Consider the following 21188-nt stretch of genomic DNA (forward strand, 5'->3'; position numbering starts at 1 on the left):
CGGAAATCAAGCTCGGTGTCATCCCCGGCATCGGCGGTTCGCAGCGGCTGACCCGCGCGGTGGGTAAGGCCAAGGCCATGGAACTGTGCCTGACCGGCCGGAACATGGACGCCGAGGAGGCCGAACGTGCCGGGCTGGTGTCGCGGATCGTCCCTGCCGCGGAGCTGCTCGACGAGGCGCTGCAGACGGCGACCACCATCGCCGAGATGTCGCTTCCGGTCGCGATGATGGCGAAGGAAGCCGTGAACCGCTCGTTCGAGACCACCCTCACCGAGGGTGTCCGGTTCGAACGTCGGGTCTTCCATTCGACGTTCGCCACCGAGGATCAGAAGGAAGGCATGGCGGCGTTCGTCGAGAAGCGTGCGCCGGTGTTCAAGCACCGCTAGTTCGCCGCATGTCACTGTTGACCCGCACCGGAATCCGGTGCGGGTCAACAGTGGTTAGCCATTCCGAGCACTGGAGACTCCGAACAGGTAGCAGGTGGGCGGTGCGTTCACCCCGGACGCGATTGAGATCGTCCTCGAAGCCAGCGGCGGTTACCCGTACTTCCTGCAGGAGTTCGGCAAGGCGATCTGGCACACGGCTCCCGCCTCCCCCTTCGACACCGAGGACGCCCACCCCGCGGTCGAGGAGGGCCGTCGAGCGTTGGATGACGGGTTCATCCCATCCCGGTGGACCCAGGCCACCGACCGGGAGCGCCGGTACCTGCGCGCCATCGCCGAAACCGGGAACCCACTCCCCGGTCCGGGAAGGTCGCCGCGGCCATGGGGGTGGCGACGACCGCGGTCAGTGATGTCCGTGATTCCGGCATCAAAAAGGGGCTCGTCTGGTCACCCGAACCTGCCCATATCGCGGGCACCGATGATGCCCTTGCGCAGCGAGCGCCGACGCGCGAACGAGACCAGGCTCAGCTGGCGTTGATAAATCTATAGCGCTGCGCGCGAAACTCGCCTCACCGCATCGAATGGCAGGCCCGGATGCGCGGCGATACGCCCGTAGGTTCGGTTCTGCTGTGCGCGGCAGACCACATCCGACCGAACGCTTACAGCACTCGGTTACACTCCCTACTTCGCTGTATACATCGCTGCGCGTGCGGTATCGACCATGTCGTCGATTTCGGTGAACTTCACACGGGGGCGGCCTCGTTCACGTCCCCGGGACCGTTCCTCCGCATCGATTGCCAACCAGCCTTTCCGGTCGACGACCTCGGGGCGGCGCTCGTGGACCAACGTGGCCAGAGCCTCTCCGTCACCGAACTGCGGGTGCGGCAGCCGTCCCACGACCATGTCGTCGATCAACGCTGCCACGGTGTCGTGGGCGCATTGCCTGTTGGTGCCGATCACGCCCGACGGCCCGCGTTTGACCCATCCTGTGGTGTACAAGCCCGGAATCGTCGCCGCGGTGTTCGGATCGACGATCCTGCCGTCGACGTTGGGGATCCTCCCTGAGACGTCGTCGAAGGGCACATCCGGTACGGCGGTGCCGCGCAGACCGATCGACCTCAGTATCAGCCCGGCCTCCAGGACTTCCCGATGTTCGGTGGCCACGGCCGCGAGTGCACCATCCTCGGTCCGCACCAGCTCGTTACGGACAATCTCGACGCCCTCGACACGATCCTTTCCGAGAATCCGGGTCGGCGACGCCAGGTACCGCAGGACAATGCGCTTGTGCCCCGGCTTGGGAACGACCTCGGCGTACTCTCGGGCGATCCGAGTCTTGAGGTCCGCCGAAAAGGACCGGTCAGCGTCGGTCATGCCTCCGAGGTCGAACTCGCCTGTATCGGCCACGATGTCGACACCCGGGATGGAGCCGAGTGCCAGGAGTTCGGGCGTGGTGTACGCGGCGTGGGTGACCCCCCGCCTCCCCAGTACGACGACCTCTCGAATATTGCTCTTGCGCAAAGCTTCCACTGCGTGCTCGGCCATATCCGTTCGAACCAGCTCATCAGGATCCGTGACGAGAAGCCGGGCGACATCCAGGGCGACGTTCCCGTTCCCGACGATCACCGCACGCTCGCACCCCAAATCGAATGTCCGGTGCGCGAAATCGGGGTGCCCGTTGTACCAGGCAACGAACTCGGTGGCTCCTACACTGCCCGGCAGCTCCGTTCCAGGGATGTCGAGTTCGCGGTCCTCGAGTGCGCCGACGGCATAGATCACGGCATGGTGGTGGGCGAGCAGTTCGTCATTGGTCAGATGCCGGCCGATCTCCACGTTGAGGTGGAACCGGAACCCGGGCTTCGCAGCGATCTTGCGGAACACTTCGGTGATTGCCTTCGTGCCGAGATGATCGGGGGCGACCCCAGCGCGCACGAGACCCCACGGCGTGGGCAGACGATCGAACATCTCGATCTCGACGCCGCGGCTCGGCATTCTGCCGAGCAACTCGGCCGCGGCGTACACACCGGCCGGTCCCGAGCCGACGATGGCCACTCGCAGAGGCACCTTCGGCTTCGGCGCTTTTACCGGTGTCGGCTTGTCGAACGGTGGTACGGAGGAGTCGAGCGGATGGTAACGGAAGTACTCGGCGTTGATCTCGCGGTACCGCGACTGATGTTCCGGGAGTTCGTCCTCGTGGTAGATCGCCTCGACGGGGCACGCTTCCATGCACGCGCCGCAGTCGATGCAGGTCTGCGGATCGATGTAGAGCATTTCTGTCGTGCGAAAATCCGGATCGTCGGGGGTCGGGCGGATGCAGTTGACAGGGCACACCGGGACACAGCTGGCGTCGTTGCAGCATGGTTGTGTCACAACAAAAGACATGAAAACTCCTCAGACGAAAGCCACCGGATCGGTGACTCGGAATCCGGCACTCAGCGCACGCGCATCGCTACATCGGAAACCGAGAGGTAGGTCAACGCGTGATCTCGCGCGAAGTCGCTGACCTCTCCTTCGCTCGCCATCCTCGTCGCATCGATTGGGGAAACGAGTTCGCACATGGCGGCCATCGGTCGCATGCCGGCCGCTTGCACCAAGCGCACTATCGTTTCGGCGATGCCCGACCCGGCGTTTCGGGCAATGACCGGGGCCACGTGTCCCGGCCGGGACAGCCCGGACGGAACGGTACGCGGGTCTGCGATGGTCCTGATAGTGTGCGCTCGGTCGGCTGCCGAAATTCCGGTACCGATACCTTCCGCGGCGTCCACGGTCACCGCCGGGATCGAACTCACCACCGGTGCAACAAGTTGCCACATCTGGGGCAATTGGAGACGGACGCAGTCTTCCTCGGGTACCGCGACTTTCACGAACCCTGAGGTGTGCCGAATCATGAACGCCAGGGATTCGGTGGTCGCGAACTCGGCAGCAACGACAAGACTCGCTTCTCCGCAAGCGGGATCGAACAGAACGATCGATTCTCCCGCGGCGATATCGGCCACCGCCCGTTCGACGCGAGTCTGGACAGTGCACCGCGGATCGAGCCGGGGCATATAGATGATCTCAGCGATCGACATTGCCGCTCCTCTGGGTTTCGGAATCCGGCCGAGGGCGCTTGGCTGCGAAGGCCAGGATTGCGGAGCGGAAGTCGTCCCTGGTCGTCAATCTCATTTGGCCATCGCGCTCACGGGCAAACGCGTTCTCGAGTTCGCGCAGACTCGCATCGTTGATGGCGCGTTTGGTTTCGATGATCGAGTCGAAGGAGATTCCGCTCAGGCGTGTCGTGAGTTTTTCGAGTTCCGACTCGAACACGTCCTGCTCGTACACCGCCGCCACCAGTCCGGCCCGCTCGGCCTCCTGTGCGCTCAGGCGTTCTCCGAGCAGCGACATCCGCATCGAGATCGCGCGGCCGGCCGATGCGGCGACCAGTGCCGTCGCACCGCCGTCGGGCATCAACCCGATCGAGGTGAACGGCATCGAGAAGAAGGCGTCGGATCGGACGACAGTGAGATCGGCGGCGAGGGCAAGCGAGACCCCCACTCCTACAGCTGGTCCGCGGACGGCGGCGACGACCGGACGTGAGACTCGCGTGATCGCGGTGATGCACCGGGAAGCCGCGTCGGAGGTGCTGGCAGTGTTCTCGACCGACAGCGGGTCCTCGACATCGAGGTCTCCTCCGGCGCAGAAGGCCCGGCCGGACCCCGAGAGCACGATCACTCGCACGTCGGGATCCTCACCGGCACTCTGGACGGCATCGGAGACCTTGTGCAAGGTGTCCTTGTCGACGGCGTTCATGCGTTCGGGACGATCGATCAGGATGTGCCGCACCGATTTGTCGTCGACGATACTCACAGTCATGGAAGAACCTTCCGGAAGAAGTCAGCGATCTCGGCGACGCCGTCGCGTGCTCGAGGGAGAAAGTCGGTGAAGAGCGTCCACGCATGGCAGGTGTCCGGGTAGACGGACAGCGTGCTCGCGCCGCCCCCGGACTGCACCGCATGGTGGATCCGGACCGCATCGTCGAGCAGGATTTCGCTGTCGCTGGCCAGCAGCAGGATCGGAGGCAGGCCGGTGAGGTCGGCGAAGACCGGAGAGGCAAGGGGGTGGCCATGGTCGTGCCCGCGGAGGTATGTGGCGGCGAGCATGCCGAGCGAGCGTTCGGTGATGACCGGGTCGGTGTCCCGGTTGGTGGCCACGCTTTCTCCGGATACCGTGAAATCGGCGAGAGGAGACACCGCGACGGCGACCGCAGGCAGCGTGGCGCCGCGGTTGCGGGCGTCGACCAGGACGGACACCGTCAGGCCACCGCCGGCGGAATCACCGCCGACGGCCGTGTGCCCGGGTCCGTATTCGGCGATCAAGGCGTCCACCACGGCCGCCGCGTCCTCGAGTGCGGCGGGAAACGGATGTTCCGGAGCGAGCCGGTAGTCGGGCAGGATGACCGCGGACCCGAGCGCCCGGGACAGCGCTGCGGCGGCGTGGCGGTATCCGTGTGCGGAGCCCATGACGTAACCGCCACCATGGAACCAGACAAGGACGTTGTCGTCGATCGCGGATCCGGCCAGGACGCGCAAGGCCTCGACGCCGCCGACGACGAGTTCGTCGACCGAAACATCTTCGGCAAGATCGGATTCGAGCATCATGGCATCGAGGTTGTGCCGGAGTTGTTCGAGCGTGAGGCGGCCGTTGCCGAATACCGCGGCGAAGGAGTTTCGGGCACGTTCGAGCGCACCCTGGTGATCGACTGCGGAGTCGGCGATTTTCGAGTGAGTCATGCTTGCGCCCTGCCCGTGGTCGCGAGCGCCGCGTGGGTGCCGAAAGCCCTGCCGTGGTAGGTCAGGGGCGGAATCGTTTCGCTGGCGATGTCCACGACGCGCCCGAACACGACCGTGTGGTCGGCCACCTCCAGGGTTTCCATCACCTCGGCAGCGATCCAATGCGGGACATCGGCGATACGCGGCACTCCCCCGTCGACCCGCCACGCCACGTCCTGGAACTTGTCCTGCCCCTTGCGCGCGAACTGTCCGGCGAGCGCCGACTGCCCACTGCCGAGGACGTTCATCCCGAAGCGCCCCGATTCGAGGACCAGTGCGAGCAGATCCGATCCCCGATCGAGGGAGACCAGCACCGACGGCGGCGATATCGACAGCGACGCGAAGGCACTGACGGTCGTGCCGTGGGGACGGTCCCCGTCCATCGCGGTCACGACCGCGACCGGTGTGCACACCGCGGCCATGGCGTCGCGGAAGCGCGTTGCCAGTTCGTCGAGTTGCTGTGCGGGCATGTCGGATGCCTTTCGTACGTGGTGATGCCGGATGGAGGAGTGGAACGCGGGTGCCGCACCGCCGGTGCGGCACCCGCATGTCTGGTGGGACCCGACGAGGTGTCAGAGTCCGAGGTGCTTGCGGATGAAGGCTCCAGCTTCATCCGCGGCCTGAATGCCCTCCGGCAGGATCGACGAGAACAGCGGCCACACATGGACCATGTCGTCGTACGCCGAGACGCTCGCCGCTCCGCCCCTCGCCACGATCGCGGCGGCCGCTCGGCGGGAGTCGTCGAGGAGCACCTCGCCGGAACCGACCAGGAAGAGTGTCGGTGGCACGTCGTGCAGGTCGGCGAAGAGCGGAGATGCCAGCGGATCCTTCGGATCGTGACCCTGCAGGTACGCGTCGCCGACGTTGCCGATCGACCCGCGTGAGACCGCGACGTCTGTGCCGTCGAATTCGTCGATGCTGTCGCCGCTTGCCGTGAGGTCGAGGAGTGCTGAGATGAATACCGCTGCTGCGGGAAGCGAATCACCCTTGTCACGCACCGCGAGGAGAGCGGCGAGTCCGAGTCCGCCGCCGGCCGAGTCGCCACCGGCCGCGACATTGCCCGCACCATACTGCGAGACGAGTGCGGAGATCACGGCGATGCCGTCGTTGACGGCAGCGGGGAACGGATTCTCGGGTGCACGCCGGTAGTCGGGCAGGACGACGGTCACGCCGCTGGCGCGTGAGAGGTTGTGTCCGAGTTCCTGGAAGCCCCGCGCGCTGCCCATGATGTACCCGCCACCATGGAACCAGACGAGGACCTTGTCCTGCGCCGCTCCCTCAGCCGTGACGAACAGGACGGGGACGCCGCCGACCTCACTTTCGACCGGCTCGATGCCCTCGGGGAGGGGAAACTGCAGAAACAGCCGGTCGTATGCGTCGCGCAGATCGTCCACCGTCGCCGTCGCCGGGTCAGGGAAACCTTCCACCCACATCTTCTCGGCGCGCACGAGAGCTTCGGTCCTGGCCATGGGTCCTCCGAAAATCGAGTTCGAATCCCGACATCGCCTCGCGATGGGGTTGTGAGCGATGTTACATAGTTATCACTAACTGTGGAAGAGATTTCCCAGGAGTTTTTTCCGAAAGTACGAGGAACTGGCCATAACGAGGGTTCACAGGATAGATTTCAGCAGATAGTGGCACGGCTCGGTCACACCAGACCGTGCCGCAAAGACACCGCCGGTACCCGCACCCGCGGCCCCGGTCCTTTCCCCCGGCCTGATTTCTGGTCCGTCCCGACACATCCCGTGACGCGGACACATCGCCGGGCACTCGTCCAGACGTTCCCACTCTCGCCCGGAGGTCCACAACCATGACCCTCATCTCGGACGACGGTTCCTCCCGCACACAGGAGTCCGACGTTCGCCCCTCACCCTCTCTCGCACGCGTGCTGAACCCGTCGACCATCGCGGTTGTCGGGCTGAGCGACAAATCCCCCGTTGCGCCCTTCATCCAGCCGACGCTCGACAGCGACGCCGAGGTGTTCTTCGTCCACCCCACGGCACCCACCGTTCTGGGAAGACCGACCTACCGCTCCATCGCGGACATACCGGAACCCATCGATGCCGTCCTGTCCGTGATGTCGGCAGAACGGACGGTGACCCTGGCCGAGGAGTGCGCGACACTCGACTGCGGAGGACTCGTCATTTACGCCGCCGGCTTCTCCGAGGTAGGCGCCGACGGGGAGGACCTCCAGCGTCGACTCGCCGCCGCAGCGCAACGCGGCGGAATGGCCGTGATCGGACCGAACAGCCTGGGCTACATCAGTGTTCCCCGCAGTCTCAACCTGACCGCCTCGGCGGACTACCGGCCACCGGCGGGCGGGGTCTCGATCGTCTCCCACAGCGGCGCGATGATCGGCGGCATCGCCATCGCCGCCCGCGCCCGCACCGGCACGGGTATCTCACGATTGATCTCGGCCGGAAACGAAGTCACCACCGACATGGCCGACTACGTGGACTTCCTGGCCTCCGATCCGGAGACCGCCGCCGTGGGACTGATTGTGGAGGGCATCCGCCGGCCCGAGGAGTTCCTGCGCGCGGCCCGCCGATGCATCGCGGCAGGAAAGCCGATCGTGGCGCTCAAACTCGCACGCAACAGCCGGACCCAGCAGATGGCGGCCTCGCACACGGGAGCTCTTGCCGGGAACGCCTGGGCCTACGACGTGGCGTTCCGTCACGCAGGCATCCAACTCGCCCACGATCTCGAGGAACTCGTCGACCGGCTCTCGCTCGTCGGCCAACTCGACCCCGCCAAGTGGAACAAGGTCGAACGCCTCGGTGTCGTTGCCGGGACCGGAGGCTTCGCGTCCCTGGCCTACGACCTCGCCGAAGCGGAAGGTCTGGTCCTCCCGCCCCTGGACGACCTCGCTGACTGGGTACGCTCGACCATCCCGGGCATCACCGTCCCGAACCCCCTCGACACCACCGGCTTCGGCGCGACGTTCTGGACGGACATCGTCGACCGTTACGTCGGATCACCCGAACTCGACGCCGTCGTCTTCGTCAACATGTGGGGCGAGGGCGACGACTCCCCGATGTACCGCCGCCTCATTGACGACGTTGCCGTCGCTGCACGCCGATTCGGAAAGCCGGTGGCGATCGCGGCCGGCGCCGGCCCCGTCGGTGCCTATGCGGAGGAAGTCATCGGTTCCGATGGGAGCGTCGCACTCGGGTACGGGCTCCGCGGCACGCTGCGTGGACTGCACACGATGGGCACGTTCGTCCGCGACCGTGAGACGCCACGTCCGCCGGCCGACGTGATTACGCCCGTCCCGCGCCCGACCGGACCGCTCCCCGACGCCGGTGACGGCCGGAGTTTTCTGCCGTTCACCCAGGCCATGGCGCTGCTCGACCGGTTCGGCATACCCACAGCGCCGCATTGCACGGTCGACACCGGTGAGCAGGTCGAGCCCGGTTTCGCGGGACCGTACGCGGTGAAACTCGCCGATGTGCCCCACCGGACGGAGCTCGGAGCCGTCGCGCTGGACGTCGGTCGGGACGATCTCGAACGCGCCGTGGCCGACATGCGCGCGATCGCGCAGCAACACGGGCTGCCCGAGACCGTGGCCATCCAGCCGATGACGGCCGCGCGAGGTGAACTGCTGGTCGGCATCGAGGGGCGCAGCGAGCTCGGGCCGATGGTGGTCCTGGGTATCGGTGGCATCCTCGTCGAGGTACTCGAACGCGTCGGTGGTCGTCCGGCACCGTTGACCCGCACCGACGCCGTGGCTCTCATCGACGAGTTCCGCGACCTGCGCCTGATGCACGGTTATCGCGGATCCGATCCCTGGCACCTCGCGCAGCTCGCCGATCTTCTCGTCGGCTTCGGGCACCTGGCCGCCGCGTGCCACGGCTGGATCGAATCACTCGATGTCAATCCGCTCCTCGTCACCGAGGACGGTCTCGTCGCGGTCGACGCCCTCTGCATCGTGCGCGACACGGAAGGAATTCGATGACGACGACCGAAGCAGTCATCCGTTGCGGCAACGACGTCCGTACCCACTCGGAGATACGGGTGCGCGCCACTCGCCTGGCCTCGGCGTTGTCCGCGCTCGGTGTGGGGCACGGTGACCGATACGCGGTGGTGATGCGCAACGAGATCGGCTTCGTCGAGGCCACCCTCGCCGGTGCCGCGATCGGTGCGGTTCCGGTGCCTGCGAACTGGCACGGGAACTCCGACGACCTCGGTCACGTGCTCAGCGACAGCGCGGCCAAGGTGGTGCTGGTGCACACCGACCTGCTCCCGAAGGTCGAAGCGGTTCTCCCGCCGGGTACCACGATCGTCGAAGTGCGGACGCCGCAGGTCGTGGCGGACGCATACGGATTCGACCGTCCCGCCGCCTCGGGGCGATACCCGGACCTCGACGAACTACTCGACGTCCACGAGCCGCACACGGCCGGTATCACCGAACCGCCCATGAGCGTCATCTACACCTCCGGCACCACCGGGTTACCGAAGGGGATCCTGCGCAGCCCGACTGCTCTCCAGGACGTCACCGCGCTGCACGAGGTGGTGATCGCGGCGTTCGCGTTCGGCACTGCACATTCCACGCTCGTCGCCGCACCGATGTACCACACCGCCCCGAACACGCAGTTCCAGTTCGCGTTCGCGCTGGGTATGGATGTGGAGATCATGCCGCGCTTCGATCCGGAGGAACTCCTCCGGGTGATCGAGCAACGCCGGATCGAACACGTCCAGGCCGTTCCGACGATGTTCGTGCGCCTGCTGAAGTTGCCGGCACATGTCCGGGAGCGGTACGACCTGTCGTCGTTGACCGCCGTCGTCCACGCGGCCGCCCCGTGCCCACCCGACGTCAAGCGCGCGATCATCGACTGGTTCGGCCCGATCGTCCACGAGTACTACGGTGGTTCCGAATCCGGTGCCGCCGTGATCTGTTCGAGCGAGGAATGGCTCGCTCACCCCGGCACGGTAGGGAGACCGGTCTCCGACGCCGCCGTTCGGATCATCGCCGCAGACGGCAGCGAGGCCGCCGTCGGTGAGCCCGGCGACATCTACCTCCGGCCGTTCTCCGCATGGCCCGACTTCACGTACCTGGGGGACGACGCCAAACGCCGCGCCATGGAGAAGGACGGGTTCGTCACCGTCGGTGACATCGGCTATGTCGACGCGGACGGCTTCCTGCACCTGAGCGACCGCCGGAACGACATGATCATCTCCGGCGGGGTCAACATCTATCCGACCGAGATCGAATCGGTGGTACTCGGCCTCGACGGAGTGGCCGACGTCGCAGTGTTCGGCATTCCCGATCCGGATTTCGGTGAAGCCGTGGCGGCGCACGTTCAACCGGATCCCGGGGCGACCCTCGCCGAGGACGACGTCCGCGCGCACGTCGCCCGTCGCCTCGCCCGGTACAAGGTGCCCAAGGTTGTGGTGTTCGAGGACGTCCTGCCGCGGGAGGACACCGGCAAGTTGTTCAAGCGACGGTTGAAGGACCCGTACTGGGAGCAGCACACGTCCGAGGTGCCCACCGGACACGCATAACGCGGGTACCACACACGAGATGCGCGCCCGATCGATTCGATCGGGCGCGCATCTCGTTTCTCGGACGCTGTTGTCGTCAGAACGCGGCCTCGTCCAGGCCCATCACGGAATCGTCGACGGCACCGGCGATCCTGCCCTCGGCCACCACGACAGGAAGAACGTTGCGAGCGAAGAACCGCGCTGCCGCAACCTTGCCCTCGTAGAAGGACCTCTCGGCCGCGGGAAGCTCCGTGTCGAGCGCGCGGAGAGCGATTGCGGCACTGCGCAACAGCAGCCAGGCGACGAGGACGTCACCGAGCACGTAGAGCAGCCGGGTCGCGTTGAGCCCGACCTTGTAGACGTTCTTCTCGTCGCCGCCTTCGACAGTCGGACTCGACTTCTGCAAGTCGGCTGTCATCTTCGCGACGATCGACTTCACGCTGTCGGTCGCCTCGACGAGAAGGTCTCGTTCGAAGACAAGGTCTGTGACCGCGGCCGGATCGTCGGCGAATCCCGAGATCTCTCGCACGAGGTGCCCGAAAGCCACTCCCCGGTTCCGGGCGATCTTGCGGAAGAACAGGTCCTGCGCCTGGATGGCGGTCGTTCCCTCGTAGACGGTGTCGATCTTGGCGTCGCGCACGTACTGCTCGAGGGGATAGTCCTGGAGGTATCCCGATCCACCGAAGGTCTGCAGGGATTCTGTTCCCAGGATCGTCCACGAGCGTTCGGAGCCGTATCCCTTGACCACAGGCAGGAGCAGGTCGTTGACCGCCTCCGCGAGGGTCGTATCGGTGCCGGCAGCCTTCCCGATCGCGATCTCGTCCTGCCACGACGCGGTGTACAGCACCAGGGACCGGAGCCCCTCCGCAAACGACTTCTGTGTGAGCAGCGACCGGCGGATGTCGGGGTGGCGGGTGATGGGCACGCGGGGTGCCGCCTTGTCGGACGAACGCGTCAGGTCGGCACCCTGCAACCGGATCTTCGCGTACTCGAGCGCATTGAGATACCCGCTCGACAGGGTCGCGATCGCTTTGGAACCCACCATCATCCGGGCGTCTTCGATCACGTCGAACATCTGACCGATGCCGGCGTGGACCTCCCCGAGAAGCCAGCCGCGTGCCGGTTCGTTCTCACCCAACGTCATCTCACAGGTCGCGGAGACCTTCACGCCCATCTTCTTCTCGACGCCCGTGACGTAGACACCGTTGCGCTCGCCGGTGAGCTCACCGGTCTCGAGGTCGAAGTGGAACTTGGGGACGAGGAACAGACTGAGTCCCTTGGTGCCGGGCCCTCCGGCGCCCTCGACACCCGCGGGCCGGGCCAGAACCATGTGGATGATGTTGTCCGTCAGATCGTGTTCGCCCGCAGTGATGAACCGCTTGACACCCGTGATGTTCCAGGTGCCGTCGTCGTTGGGTGTGGCCTTGGTGCGACCGGCCCCGACGTCGGAACCGGCGTCCGGTTCGGTGAGCATCATCGTCGCGCCCCACTGCTTGTCCGCAGCGATTTCCGCGATCTTCTTGTCCCGGTCGGTGCCGTGACGCCACACCACCCGCGTGGCCGTCGGGAACCCCACATATGTCCACAGGGTCGGGTTCGAGCCCAGGACGAACTCGCCGAGAGCCCAGTTCAGGGAACTGGGCGCGTGGGTTCCGCCCAGTTCGGGAAGCACACGCAGGCGCCACCATTCGGCGTCCATCCAAGTCTTGTACGTCGCCGCATAGGACGGCGGGACGGTAACCGTGTGCGAAGCGGCATCGAAGACCGTAGGACTGCGATCGGAATCCTCGAACGATGCCGCGAGCTCCTCGCGAGCGAGACGATCGACCTCGCGCAGTGCGACCTTCGCGGTATCGAGGTCTACCTCCTCGAACGGCCCGGTCCCGAGTACACGGTCGCGCTCGAGAAGTTCGAACAGGTTGAACTCCACGTCGCGGAGATTGCTCTTGTAATGCCCCATGGTCGGGTACCTCTCACACTCGTCGGCCTGCCCCGGGCAGGCCGGAACACCGGCCGCGCCCGAAGGCGCGGCCGGACCGGAATCTCAGGATCGGGCCGGAATCTCGGATCAGGCTTCGGCTTCTGCGTAGATCGGGAGCAGAACCCCCGCGGCATTGACGAGCATGATCGGATCGACGAGCAGGTGCTGGGTTGCCACATTCATGTCGCGAACGAAACGGCCCAGCGTGCTCTTGCGGCCGATGCTCTGGCTGCCACCCCAACGATGGGCGAAAGTCACGACATCGGCCGCGACTTCGTGCACCCAGGACAGCATCTGGCTCACCCGGGCGATGTGTTCGGGGGTCACCGCCTGTCCGGAGTTCACGGCAGCTTCGGCAGCCTTGGTGACCTCGTAGCAGTACAAACGCGCGGCCTGGAGGTTGGCTTCCTTGCGCGCGAAGTCGATCCGGAAGATCTCGGCGTCCCCCACTGGGACAGTGTAGGTGGGACGGGTCTTGCCAGCCGTGATGCTCGCGACGATTTCCAATGCACGAGTTGCGATTCCGAGCGCGATCGGCGCATGCGGCAGGCCCCCGGCCAGTTCGTTCGTCAGCTTGTACATGGTTTCCGAGCGCGTCGGAGTACCACCGAAGGTGGGGGTGGTGTACTCGGCGGGAACGAACTGCTTCGAGATCGTGTAGTCGTTGCTGCCGGTGCCCGCCAGACCCCATACGTCCCAGTTCTTCTCGAATACGACCTGGTCCTTGTGCAGTAGTGCGATACGTGCCTGCGGCTGGCCGTTCTCACCCAGGATCGGGTTTCCCTGCTCATCGGCGACGAAGAACCCGGCGCCCACCCAGGTGGCGTGGTCGGAGCCGCTGGCGAAGGAGTACTTGCCGTCGATGATGTAACCGCCCTCGACCTGCACGCCCGGGTACCGCGGCAGGAGCTGACCGGCGACGATGAAGGGCTCGTCCTTGCTCATCAGTTCTTTCGTCACCGCGGGATCGAGGTAACCCACCACGCCGGCGGTGCCCCATTCGCTGGCCATCCATGCCCAGCCTGTCGAGGCGTCGGACTTGGTGATCTCCTCGAACACCCGCATCCCCTCGCTGGGGAGCAGGCCGCCACCGCCGAGTTCTGCGGGGACCAGCATTCCGTGCAGGCCCAATTCGACGAGCGCGTCCGCGACCGGTTTCGTGATCGTCCGGCCCTCTTCGATGGCGGCCGCTTCCTGCCTGATCAGCGGTGCGATGGAACGAGCGCGCTGCAGATAGTCGGCCCCCCTGTCGCTGCCGGCAACTGCGTCTCGGGTCAGCGTCTCGGTCATGTTCATGCCTTTCGTGGGGATGTCCGGAGGCGTGCCCAACATTCGAGTGTCTCCCACGCAACCGGTCTTCGTAGTCTCTACGGCGCTCCCGAAGCTGATCGAGAAGCATTCCGGTGTGAGTAAGCTAACATAGTTACCACTAATGTCAATACTCAATAGCGCAGGTCAATCGCCTCTGGTTCCTTGACCAGGGCCACAATGCTCATTTACAGACCTGCCCGAGACGAGGAAGTAGGCGCACCGGTGCGGGTTGCCCGACGGCGTCGGAAGAAAGATGCTCGTACGTCTCGGGGCGCACGCGACATCCAACTCCACCGCCACCCACCCCTCCGCAGTAGGGTACATAGTGACAACTAACTATTCGGCCATATATTGCAGTTCAGTATCCATTGACCGCCATGTCGATCCATAGTTAGCATTAACCCAGGCTCGATGAGCCACCTCGTCGAGCGGCTCACAGCGATCGATGTCCTTCGCTCTCCGATCGACCGAACCCCACCTACACACTCCGGAAGGAGAACCGTGAGCCTCACCGTCACCCCTAACCCGAATCTCGATCGTGCCACCGTGCACGCCGCAGTCACCGCAGGCAATATCCCCTGCCTGCTCCCCGTCCTCTATCAGTTGACCGGCGAAGAAAAGTGGCTGTCCTCACCGTATCTTCCAGCCTCCACCAAGGGATTCGAGGAGCTGAACGACGGCGGCCTCGACCCGGCGATCCAGGCGGAGATCCACAACGCGGTCACCGACGCGGTGCTCGACTGGTGCAACGGCAAGCCGATCGCACACCCCGCTCCCACCGGCAGCGAGCTGACCCGGTTGATGAGCACGGTCATGGGCGAACCGATCTCCGAGGTCTACGCACCGATGATCGCCGAACAACTCGGGTTCGCACCCTTCACCCCCGAGAACGTCGGTGACCTCGTCCGGACGTCGCGCCCCGACTTCGGTGTCGCGATCGTCGGCGCCGGAATCTCCGGCATAACCTGCGCTATCAACCTGGAGAAGGCCGGCATTCCCTACACCGTCCTCGAGCGTAACGACCACATCGGCGGTACCTGGTGGGAGAACCGGTACCCCGGCGCACGGGTCGACATCCCCAGCGACCTGTACTCGTTCTCGTTCCGACCCAAGAATTGGTCCGAGTACTTCGCCCGGCGCAACGAGATCTTCGACTACGTCTCCGATGTCGCCCGCGAGGCGGGAATCACCGATCGGATCCGGCTCGGTTACTCGGTCGACACCGCAGCATGGAACGCGGACGAGCAACTGTGGATCCTGTCGGTCACCGGACCCGATGGCACGCAACAGGAGTTGCGCGCTACCGCGTTGGTGACCGCCGCCGGTCTGCACAGCACGCCCAACGTCCCCGACTTCCCCGGCACGTCGGAGTTTCGCGGCGAGATCGTCCATTCCGCACAGTGGCCCGAGGATCTGGACCTGACCGGCAAGCGGGTCGCGGTGGTCGGCAGCGGCGCGAGCGCCATGCAGCTCGTCGTGGCGATCGCCGACCAGGTCGAGAGTATGGCAGTGCTGCAGCGCCAGCCGCAGTGGATCGCCCCCAACGAGCACTACTTCCAGCAGTCGGATGCCACCAAGCACTGGCTCTACGACAACATCCCGTTCTATCGGGGCTGGTACCGGTTCCGTCTGTACTGGCTCTACACCGAACGCACCTTCGCCGCGCTGCCGGTCGACCCGCGCCGCGAGGAGAAGGGCAAGCTCGTCAGCTCCCTCAACGACGCGTACCGGGCGCACTTCACCGCGTACCTGAAGCGCCAACTGGCCGGTGAGGAAGAACTGCAACGCAAGACGCTGCCCGACTACCCCCCGTTCGGCAAGCGGCTCCTCATCGACAACGGCTGGTTCGCCACACTCCGCAAGCCCCACGTCGAGCTCCTCACCGACAGCATCGAACGACTCACACCCGACGGAATCGTCACTGTCGACGGTGAACACCGCGACATCGACGTCCTCATCCTGTGCACCGGTTTCCAGCAGCAACGCTTCCTGTACCCGATGGACATTCGCGGGACCGACGGAACGTCGCTACGCGACATCTGGAACGACGACAACGGGCGCGCGTACCTCGGCATCACCACGCCGGGATTCCCGAATCTGTTCTTCCTCTACGGCCCGAACACGAACCCACCCGGCGGTAGTTACATCACCATCGCCGAAGCCCAGGTGCGGTACGTCGTCGAGTCGATCAGCCGGCTCGTCACCGAGGATCTCGCAGCCCTCGAATGCAAGCAGGAGCCGTATGAGCGCTACAACTCCGAGCTCGACGAGGCCAACGCCGCCATGGTGTACGCGATGGACGGCGTGAGCAGCTACTACCGTAACTCCAGCGGACGAGTGGTCACCAACTCGCCTTGGCCGGTACCCGAGTACTGGGCGCGCACCGCCAACCCCGAACCTGCGGACTTCACGGCGACGAAACGTCGCAGGGCCTGAAAGCCCACACGAGGCAATAGGAATTCGCCGGGTTTCCGAAGAAACCCGGCGAATTCCCTTGCCACTCGGTCAACCGTCGCTACTCAGTCGATCGTCGCGAAGACCTCCGACTCGAGGTCGGACTCGTCGAGGCAGATCGAGTTTCCGCCGTCACGGGCTTGCAGCTGCCCGTCTCGGACCTCACCGACGTAATAGCAGGTCGGGTAGGAACGGTCGGTGTCGGAGTACGTCAGCGGCGGAGCCAGCCCGCCGAGCGTGTCACCGTCGAGTTCGACCAGTCCCCGAGCGACATCGGCGGGTGTGGAGTCCGACGTCAGCCCTGCGCGATCGGCGGCGGCCTCGAAAAGCTTGCCGGCGATCCAGGAATCGAACGCGACGGCCGAGAACTGCGCCGAGTCCGTCAATCCCTCGTAGTACGAGTCGATCGTCTCCCGGGCCTCACCGACGACCGGGACGGACGGGTCGTAGTACGGGGCATTGGACTGCGTGAACAGCAATCCTTCGGCGGCCGGTGACTCCATGAATTCGTTACCGACCGCTCCGGCCGAACTGTAGAACTGGGGCTCGTAACCGATCTTGTTGCAGTCCTCCGCGATCCGGACGTCCACACTGGTGATGTGAGCCAGGAAGAGGCCGTCGACGCCCTCGTTCTTCATCGTCTGGCACACCGCGGTGTAGTTGGGGGCGGCCGCGGCGGCCTTGACCGAGAAGTACCCGATTCCGACATCGGCCGCCGACTTGCCCGCCAGCGCATCCGAATCCGCGCATACAGGTGATTCCGAGCAGTACACGACACCCAGCTTGGTCGTGCCCTCTTCACGGGCGAGCTTCGCCAGACCGTAGGTGATGACGGGGTTGGGAGAGCCCGCGAGGTAGAAGTTGTCGCTCGCGAGGAAGGTTGCGTCGGAGGGCACGCCCCCGAGTACGGGGATCCCCTTCTCCTCGACGTACTGCCGCCACGACCCGGTGGTACCGGTGATGGGACCGACGATCGCAACGACCCCTTCCTCCTCGACGAGGCTCTTGACCGCGGCCAGCGCCTTCGACGGCTCCTGGCCGATGTCCTTGACGATGACCTTTACCGGATGGCCGTTGATTCCACCGGAATCGTTTACGCTCGCGGCCCAGGCCTGCGCGACGTCGTCGACCCGGCCGTGGGTGGGTGCGGACACACCCGAGCACCCACAGACCGTGCCGACCACGATCGCAGGTTTGGTCAGTGTCGTCGACGGTGTCGGCGACTGCTCCTGTTCGGCGGAACAGCCGGACAGCACAAGTGCTCCCGCCACGGCCGCGAGCGCAGCCCGCCTCCACATCGTTCTCATCACACGTTCTCCTCAGCTGTAGATTCTTTCAACTCGGTAGCGATTTCGATTCCCAGGTATCGGCTCATGAGTTCGTCCTCGTTCAGCGAGGACGGATCGATCGGTCCTGATACCCGACCCCGGTCGATCAGGTGCACCACATCCGCATTGCCCAGTGCGCGACCGACATATTGTTCGACGAGCAGGATCGACTTCCCGGACTCCCGGAGAACGTCGAGGGCATCGAAGATCTGGTCGATCACCAGCGGCGCCAACCCCATCGACACCTCATCGAGGACGATCACGGAACTGCGGGGCAGGAAGGCGCGTGCCAGGGCGACCATCTGCTGCTGGCCACCGGACAGGCTTCCCGCCTTCGCGTCCATGCGCCGGCCGATCTCGGGAAAGGTTTCCAATGCCAGCGCGTACTGGTCGCTCAGAGAGCCGTCCACAGCAAGGAGGAGGTTCTCCCGCACGGACAGTCCCGGAAAGATCCCCCGCCCTTCGGGTATCAGGCAGATCCCGGCAGCGGCGCGTGTGGCCGGCCGGTGCGCGGTGATGTCCGTTTCCCCGAACCGAACGGAACCCGAAGTCGGTGTGAGCAAACCACCGATCGCCGCGAGCAAGGTGCTCTTTCCGGCACCGTTCGGACCGAGCAGCGCGACGACCGACCCCGGCTCCACGGTCACGTTCGCGTCCCGCAGCACGGTCAGTTTCCCGTAGCCGGCGGACAGTCCGGTCACCTGCAGGGTCGGCGTGGTCATTTGATCTCCTCCAGTTCCCGACCCGACTGCACCTCGTCGACCGGCTCCGTTGTTCCGAGATATGCCGCCTGCACGACACTCGAGCGACGCGCGTCGGCGGCAGAGCCGGAGAAGATGACGCGTCCGAATTCCAGGACGTACACCTCGTCGGAGACGCCGAGTACCAGCGAGACATCGTGTTCGACGAGGATCACGCCGATTCCGCGTTCGTCGACGACCCGCCGGATCAGCTCGCCGAGCCGCGCCGACTCGTTGTGGTCCAGACCCGCCGAGGGTTCGTCCAGGAGCAGGATCGTGTGGCCGCCGGCAAGACAGCGGGCAACCTCCACCAATCGTCGGGTACCGGTCGGAAGATTCATCACATGCTGGTCGGCGACGTCCTCGAGGCCGCACGCCGTGAGCGCGGATTCGGTCGCCGACCGGATATGGTCCCGTTCGGCTTTCGACGACCGCAGGTGGGTGGTCGGGTCGAGCCGGACGGTCCGTCCCTCGGCACCGACCGACACGTTGTCCCGCACCGTCATCGACTCGAACAGCTCGACGGTCTGGAACGTGCGGCCGATGCCCGCACGCGCCCGGGCGGACGGACTCTTCCCTCGAAGGTCGACTCCCCCGAAGGACACCGATCCGCCGGAGATGGCGACCAATCCGGTCACCGCGTTGAACAACGTCGATTTGCCCGCACCGTTGGGACCGATCAGCCCTGTCACTCGCCCCGGAGTGCACACGATGTCGGCACCATCGAGCGCCTTGACGCCTCCGAACGCGACACCGACCTTCGAAACCTCGAGTACTGCAGGGTCGATCGGTTCGACGTCCACCGGTTCGGTGCGCAGTGGCGGTGCGGTGTGCAGTGGCGGTTCGGTCCGATCGTCGCGACGGAACCACCGGTCGACGAGAGACGTCACCCGCACCGGGAGCTGCGCCGGCGGCAGCACGACGAGCGCGATCGCGCTGAGCCCGAACAGCAGTTGCAGGTAGGTCCCCACCTCGGTGCTCGGAAAATAGCTGGGAATGAGCGTGTATGCCGCCGCGGCGAGGACCGCGTTCCACGGCACCGCCGGACCGTTCAGGACGATGATGACGAAAACGGTCAGCGAGATGATCGGGGCGTAACTATCGGCCGAGATGCTCTGCTGGGCGGAGGCTGCCAGCGCTCCCCCGATCGCAGCGAGGAACGCCGCGATGCAGAAGATCAACACTCGCGTCATGGCCGCAGGAACTCCGTTGGCCTCCGCCGCTCGTGGCGACTGCTTGATATAGGTCAGCAGTCGGCCCAGCCGGCCACATTCGAGTGTGAACACCACGGCCACCGATACGACCGCGATCGCCAGAACGAGGTAGTAGTACCCGGCATCCGATGCGAAATCGACAATCATGGTGTCGGGCCGTCGTACCTCGAGACCCGACGACGCGGCACCGAACATGAAGTCCTGCGTGTAGAACATCTGCTGCAAAAAGATCCCGAACCCGAACGTCGCGATCGCCAGGTACAACCCACCGAGACGGATCGCCGGTACCGCCAGCACCGCACCGATCGGCACGGCGACCGCACCGGCGAGCAACAGCGCGGCGGGCCACGACATCCCGGTTCCATGCAGCAGGTGCGAGAACGTCGCGGCACCGATCGCCATGAACCCGATCTGGGCGAGCGACACCTGACCGGACGTGTGCACCAGCAGCGACAGCGATCCGAAGACCAGGATCATCGCCACCGCGACCGTCCAGTCGACCAGATGGATGCCGGCAAAGAGCGGGACGGTCACCAGGAAGGCGACGACCAGGGCGCCGCCCATGGCCTGGAGCCGGACCGGAGCCTTCCACGTCGGCCGGGGATGTATCCGGACGGCGGTCTTGTCGACGAGGTACTTCTTCGGGAAGAAAAGCAGTACGACGAACAGGATCGCGAAAGGCAGTGCCGCCGGGAGCGAGGCGAGGATGCCGTTCGTCAGCCATCGGGTCGACAGGGCAGCCAGTACACCGACGACGAGTCCGCCGGCGAACGTTCCCGGCAGGTTGCTGAAGGTGCCGATCGCGGCGGCGGCATAAGCTGCGACGACCAGCAACGTCAACTGGACCGGGTCCAGGGGCATGATCGGTGCGAGCAGGACACCCGACAGGGAGGCCATCACGGTGCCGAGAATCCAGGCCCACCGGCGCACCCGTGTTGCGCTGTGCCCGACCAGCTCGAGCAGTTCGGGGTTCTGCACCACAGCCTTCATCGCGATCCCGGTCCGGGTCCACCGGAGGAACGCCCACAGGCCCGCCGTCGCCGCGACAGCGATCACGAAGGTCAGGACATCGTCGTACTGGATGAGGGTGCCACCGACCTCGATGCGGCCCTTCGGCAGGAACGACGGTACCCGGCGCACCTCCTGGGCACCGAAGATCAGCAGCGTCCCGGCCTGGACGACCAGCAGAATTCCGACGACACCGGCGATCTGGAGCGGCAACGCGGCGCCTTGCAGTCGCCGGGCGAGCAATTCGAGGAGCAGCCCGACCGCGGGTCCGACTACGCACACGGTGACGAACGCCGCGATCGGCCACGACAGCTCGAGTTGAACGTTGAGCACGTAGAACGAGTAGGCGGCGAGAGCCGCCAGTGCGCCGTGCCCGAGGTTGAATACTCCGGAAGTCTTGTAGGTGAGAACGAGGCCGACGGCCGCCAGTCCGTAGACCGAACCGGCCACCAACCCGATGATGACGAACGAAACTATGTCCAC

Annotated in this window: 16 protein-coding genes; 5 read left to right on the plus strand and 11 right to left on the minus strand. The window is 65.4% G+C overall.

Going from position 1 to position 21188, the window contains the following annotated elements:
- Both G9373_RS27130 and G9373_RS27135 read left to right on the plus strand, forming a co-directional pair.
- Nucleotides 1-386, plus strand: a 386-nt coding sequence (locus tag G9373_RS27130; protein ID WP_240960752.1) for an enoyl-CoA hydratase-related protein, incomplete at its 5' end; no start/stop codon positions are given.
- A gap of 94 nt (nt 387-480) precedes the next feature.
- A complete protein-coding gene (locus G9373_RS27135) occupies nt 481-921 on the plus strand; it encodes a hypothetical protein (RefSeq protein WP_240960753.1) in 441 nt (146 codons plus the stop codon).
- Between the two features lie 143 nt (nt 922-1064).
- On the opposite strand, the gene G9373_RS27140 is transcribed toward G9373_RS27135, so the two are convergent.
- The 6 genes from G9373_RS27140 to G9373_RS27165 form a co-directional block, all read right to left on the minus strand.
- Entirely contained in the window at nt 1065-2762 is a 1698-nt protein-coding gene (locus tag G9373_RS27140) for an FAD-dependent oxidoreductase (RefSeq protein ID WP_167117654.1), read from the minus strand.
- Nucleotides 2763-2812: 50 nt separating this feature from the next.
- Entirely contained in the window at nt 2813-3376 is a 564-nt protein-coding gene (locus G9373_RS27145; RefSeq protein WP_167117657.1) for a 3,4-dihydroxy-2-butanone-4-phosphate synthase, read from the minus strand.
- Nucleotides 3377-3437: 61 nt separating this feature from the next.
- On the minus strand, nt 3438-4232 hold the full coding sequence (locus G9373_RS27150; protein WP_167117660.1) for an enoyl-CoA hydratase-related protein: 795 nt from the start codon (nt 4230-4232) through the stop codon (nt 3438-3440).
- A complete protein-coding gene (locus tag G9373_RS27155) occupies nt 4229-5149 on the minus strand; it encodes an alpha/beta hydrolase (protein WP_167117663.1) in 921 nt (306 codons plus the stop codon). The genes G9373_RS27150 and G9373_RS27155 overlap by 4 nt, the downstream gene beginning before the upstream one ends.
- Nucleotides 5146-5658: a flavin reductase family protein gene (locus G9373_RS27160; RefSeq protein WP_167117666.1), complete on the minus strand. Its 513-nt coding sequence runs from the start codon at nt 5656-5658 to the stop codon at nt 5146-5148. Before G9373_RS27160 ends, G9373_RS27155 begins: the two co-directional genes overlap by 4 nt.
- Before the next feature lie 102 nt (nt 5659-5760).
- Nucleotides 5761-6657: an alpha/beta hydrolase fold domain-containing protein gene (locus G9373_RS27165; protein WP_167117669.1), complete on the minus strand. Its 897-nt coding sequence runs from the start codon at nt 6655-6657 to the stop codon at nt 5761-5763.
- A 341-nt stretch (nt 6658-6998) separates the two neighbouring features.
- Here G9373_RS27165 and G9373_RS27170 point away from each other — a divergent pair, with 341 nt between their 5' ends.
- Both G9373_RS27170 and G9373_RS27175 read left to right on the plus strand, forming a co-directional pair.
- Entirely contained in the window at nt 6999-9143 is a 2145-nt protein-coding gene (locus G9373_RS27170) for an acetate--CoA ligase family protein (RefSeq protein WP_167117672.1), read from the plus strand.
- On the plus strand, nt 9140-10690 hold the full coding sequence (locus G9373_RS27175) for an AMP-binding protein (RefSeq protein WP_167117675.1): 1551 nt from the start codon (nt 9140-9142) through the stop codon (nt 10688-10690). The genes G9373_RS27170 and G9373_RS27175 overlap by 4 nt, the downstream gene beginning before the upstream one ends.
- 76 nt (nt 10691-10766) lie before the next feature.
- Here the strand turns inward: G9373_RS27175 and G9373_RS27180 are convergent, their stop codons facing one another.
- Nucleotides 10767-12629: an acyl-CoA dehydrogenase gene (locus G9373_RS27180; protein ID WP_167117678.1), complete on the minus strand. Its 1863-nt coding sequence runs from the start codon at nt 12627-12629 to the stop codon at nt 10767-10769.
- A 108-nt stretch (nt 12630-12737) separates the two neighbouring features.
- Nucleotides 12738-13940: an acyl-CoA dehydrogenase family protein gene (locus G9373_RS27185; protein WP_167117681.1), complete on the minus strand. Its 1203-nt coding sequence runs from the start codon at nt 13938-13940 to the stop codon at nt 12738-12740.
- Nucleotides 13941-14462: 522 nt separating this feature from the next.
- Between G9373_RS27185 and G9373_RS27190 the strand changes: the two genes are divergently transcribed.
- On the plus strand, nt 14463-16397 hold the full coding sequence (locus G9373_RS27190; RefSeq protein WP_265147704.1) for an NAD(P)/FAD-dependent oxidoreductase: 1935 nt from the start codon (nt 14463-14465) through the stop codon (nt 16395-16397).
- Nucleotides 16398-16480: 83 nt separating this feature from the next.
- On the opposite strand, the gene G9373_RS27195 is transcribed toward G9373_RS27190, so the two are convergent.
- From G9373_RS27195 to G9373_RS27205, 3 genes are read right to left on the minus strand one after another with little or no spacing between them, the layout of a single operon-like run.
- On the minus strand, nt 16481-17722 hold the full coding sequence (locus G9373_RS27195; protein WP_167117687.1) for an ABC transporter substrate-binding protein: 1242 nt from the start codon (nt 17720-17722) through the stop codon (nt 16481-16483).
- Nucleotides 17722-18465, minus strand: coding sequence for an ABC transporter ATP-binding protein (locus G9373_RS27200; RefSeq protein WP_141471588.1), 744 nt, complete (start codon nt 18463-18465; stop codon nt 17722-17724). The genes G9373_RS27195 and G9373_RS27200 overlap by 1 nt, the downstream gene beginning before the upstream one ends.
- Nucleotides 18462-21188, minus strand: coding sequence for an ATP-binding cassette domain-containing protein (locus G9373_RS27205; RefSeq protein WP_167117691.1), 2727 nt, complete (start codon nt 21186-21188; stop codon nt 18462-18464). Before G9373_RS27205 ends, G9373_RS27200 begins: the two co-directional genes overlap by 4 nt.

This window comes from Rhodococcus sp. A14 (genome assembly GCF_011603105.1).
In the GTDB taxonomy this organism is placed as follows: domain Bacteria; phylum Actinomycetota; class Actinomycetes; order Mycobacteriales; family Mycobacteriaceae; genus Rhodococcus_F; species Rhodococcus_F opacus.

What these genes read in the sequence shown, in the direction of transcription:
- G9373_RS27185 (WP_167117681.1), bottom strand. Translation starts at nt 13,940, where the DNA reads ATGACCGAGACGCTGACCCGAGACGCAGTTGCCGGCAGCGACAGGGGG.
- G9373_RS27195 (WP_167117687.1), bottom strand. Translation starts at nt 17,722, where the DNA reads ATGAGAACGATGTGGAGGCGGGCTGCGCTCGCGGCCGTGGCGGGAGCA.
- G9373_RS27170 (WP_167117672.1), top strand. Translation starts at nt 6,999, where the DNA reads ATGACCCTCATCTCGGACGACGGTTCCTCCCGCACACAGGAGTCCGAC.
- G9373_RS27200 (WP_141471588.1), bottom strand. Translation starts at nt 18,465, where the DNA reads ATGACCACGCCGACCCTGCAGGTGACCGGACTGTCCGCCGGCTACGGG.
- G9373_RS27180 (WP_167117678.1), bottom strand. Translation starts at nt 12,629, where the DNA reads ATGGGGCATTACAAGAGCAATCTCCGCGACGTGGAGTTCAACCTGTTC.
- G9373_RS27155 (WP_167117663.1), bottom strand. Translation starts at nt 5,149, where the DNA reads ATGACTCACTCGAAAATCGCCGACTCCGCAGTCGATCACCAGGGTGCG.
- G9373_RS27160 (WP_167117666.1), bottom strand. Translation starts at nt 5,658, where the DNA reads ATGCCCGCACAGCAACTCGACGAACTGGCAACGCGCTTCCGCGACGCC.
- G9373_RS27175 (WP_167117675.1), top strand. Translation starts at nt 9,140, where the DNA reads ATGACGACGACCGAAGCAGTCATCCGTTGCGGCAACGACGTCCGTACC.
- G9373_RS27165 (WP_167117669.1), bottom strand. Translation starts at nt 6,657, where the DNA reads ATGGCCAGGACCGAAGCTCTCGTGCGCGCCGAGAAGATGTGGGTGGAA.
- G9373_RS27140 (WP_167117654.1), bottom strand. Translation starts at nt 2,762, where the DNA reads ATGTCTTTTGTTGTGACACAACCATGCTGCAACGACGCCAGCTGTGTC.
- G9373_RS27150 (WP_167117660.1), bottom strand. Translation starts at nt 4,232, where the DNA reads ATGACTGTGAGTATCGTCGACGACAAATCGGTGCGGCACATCCTGATC.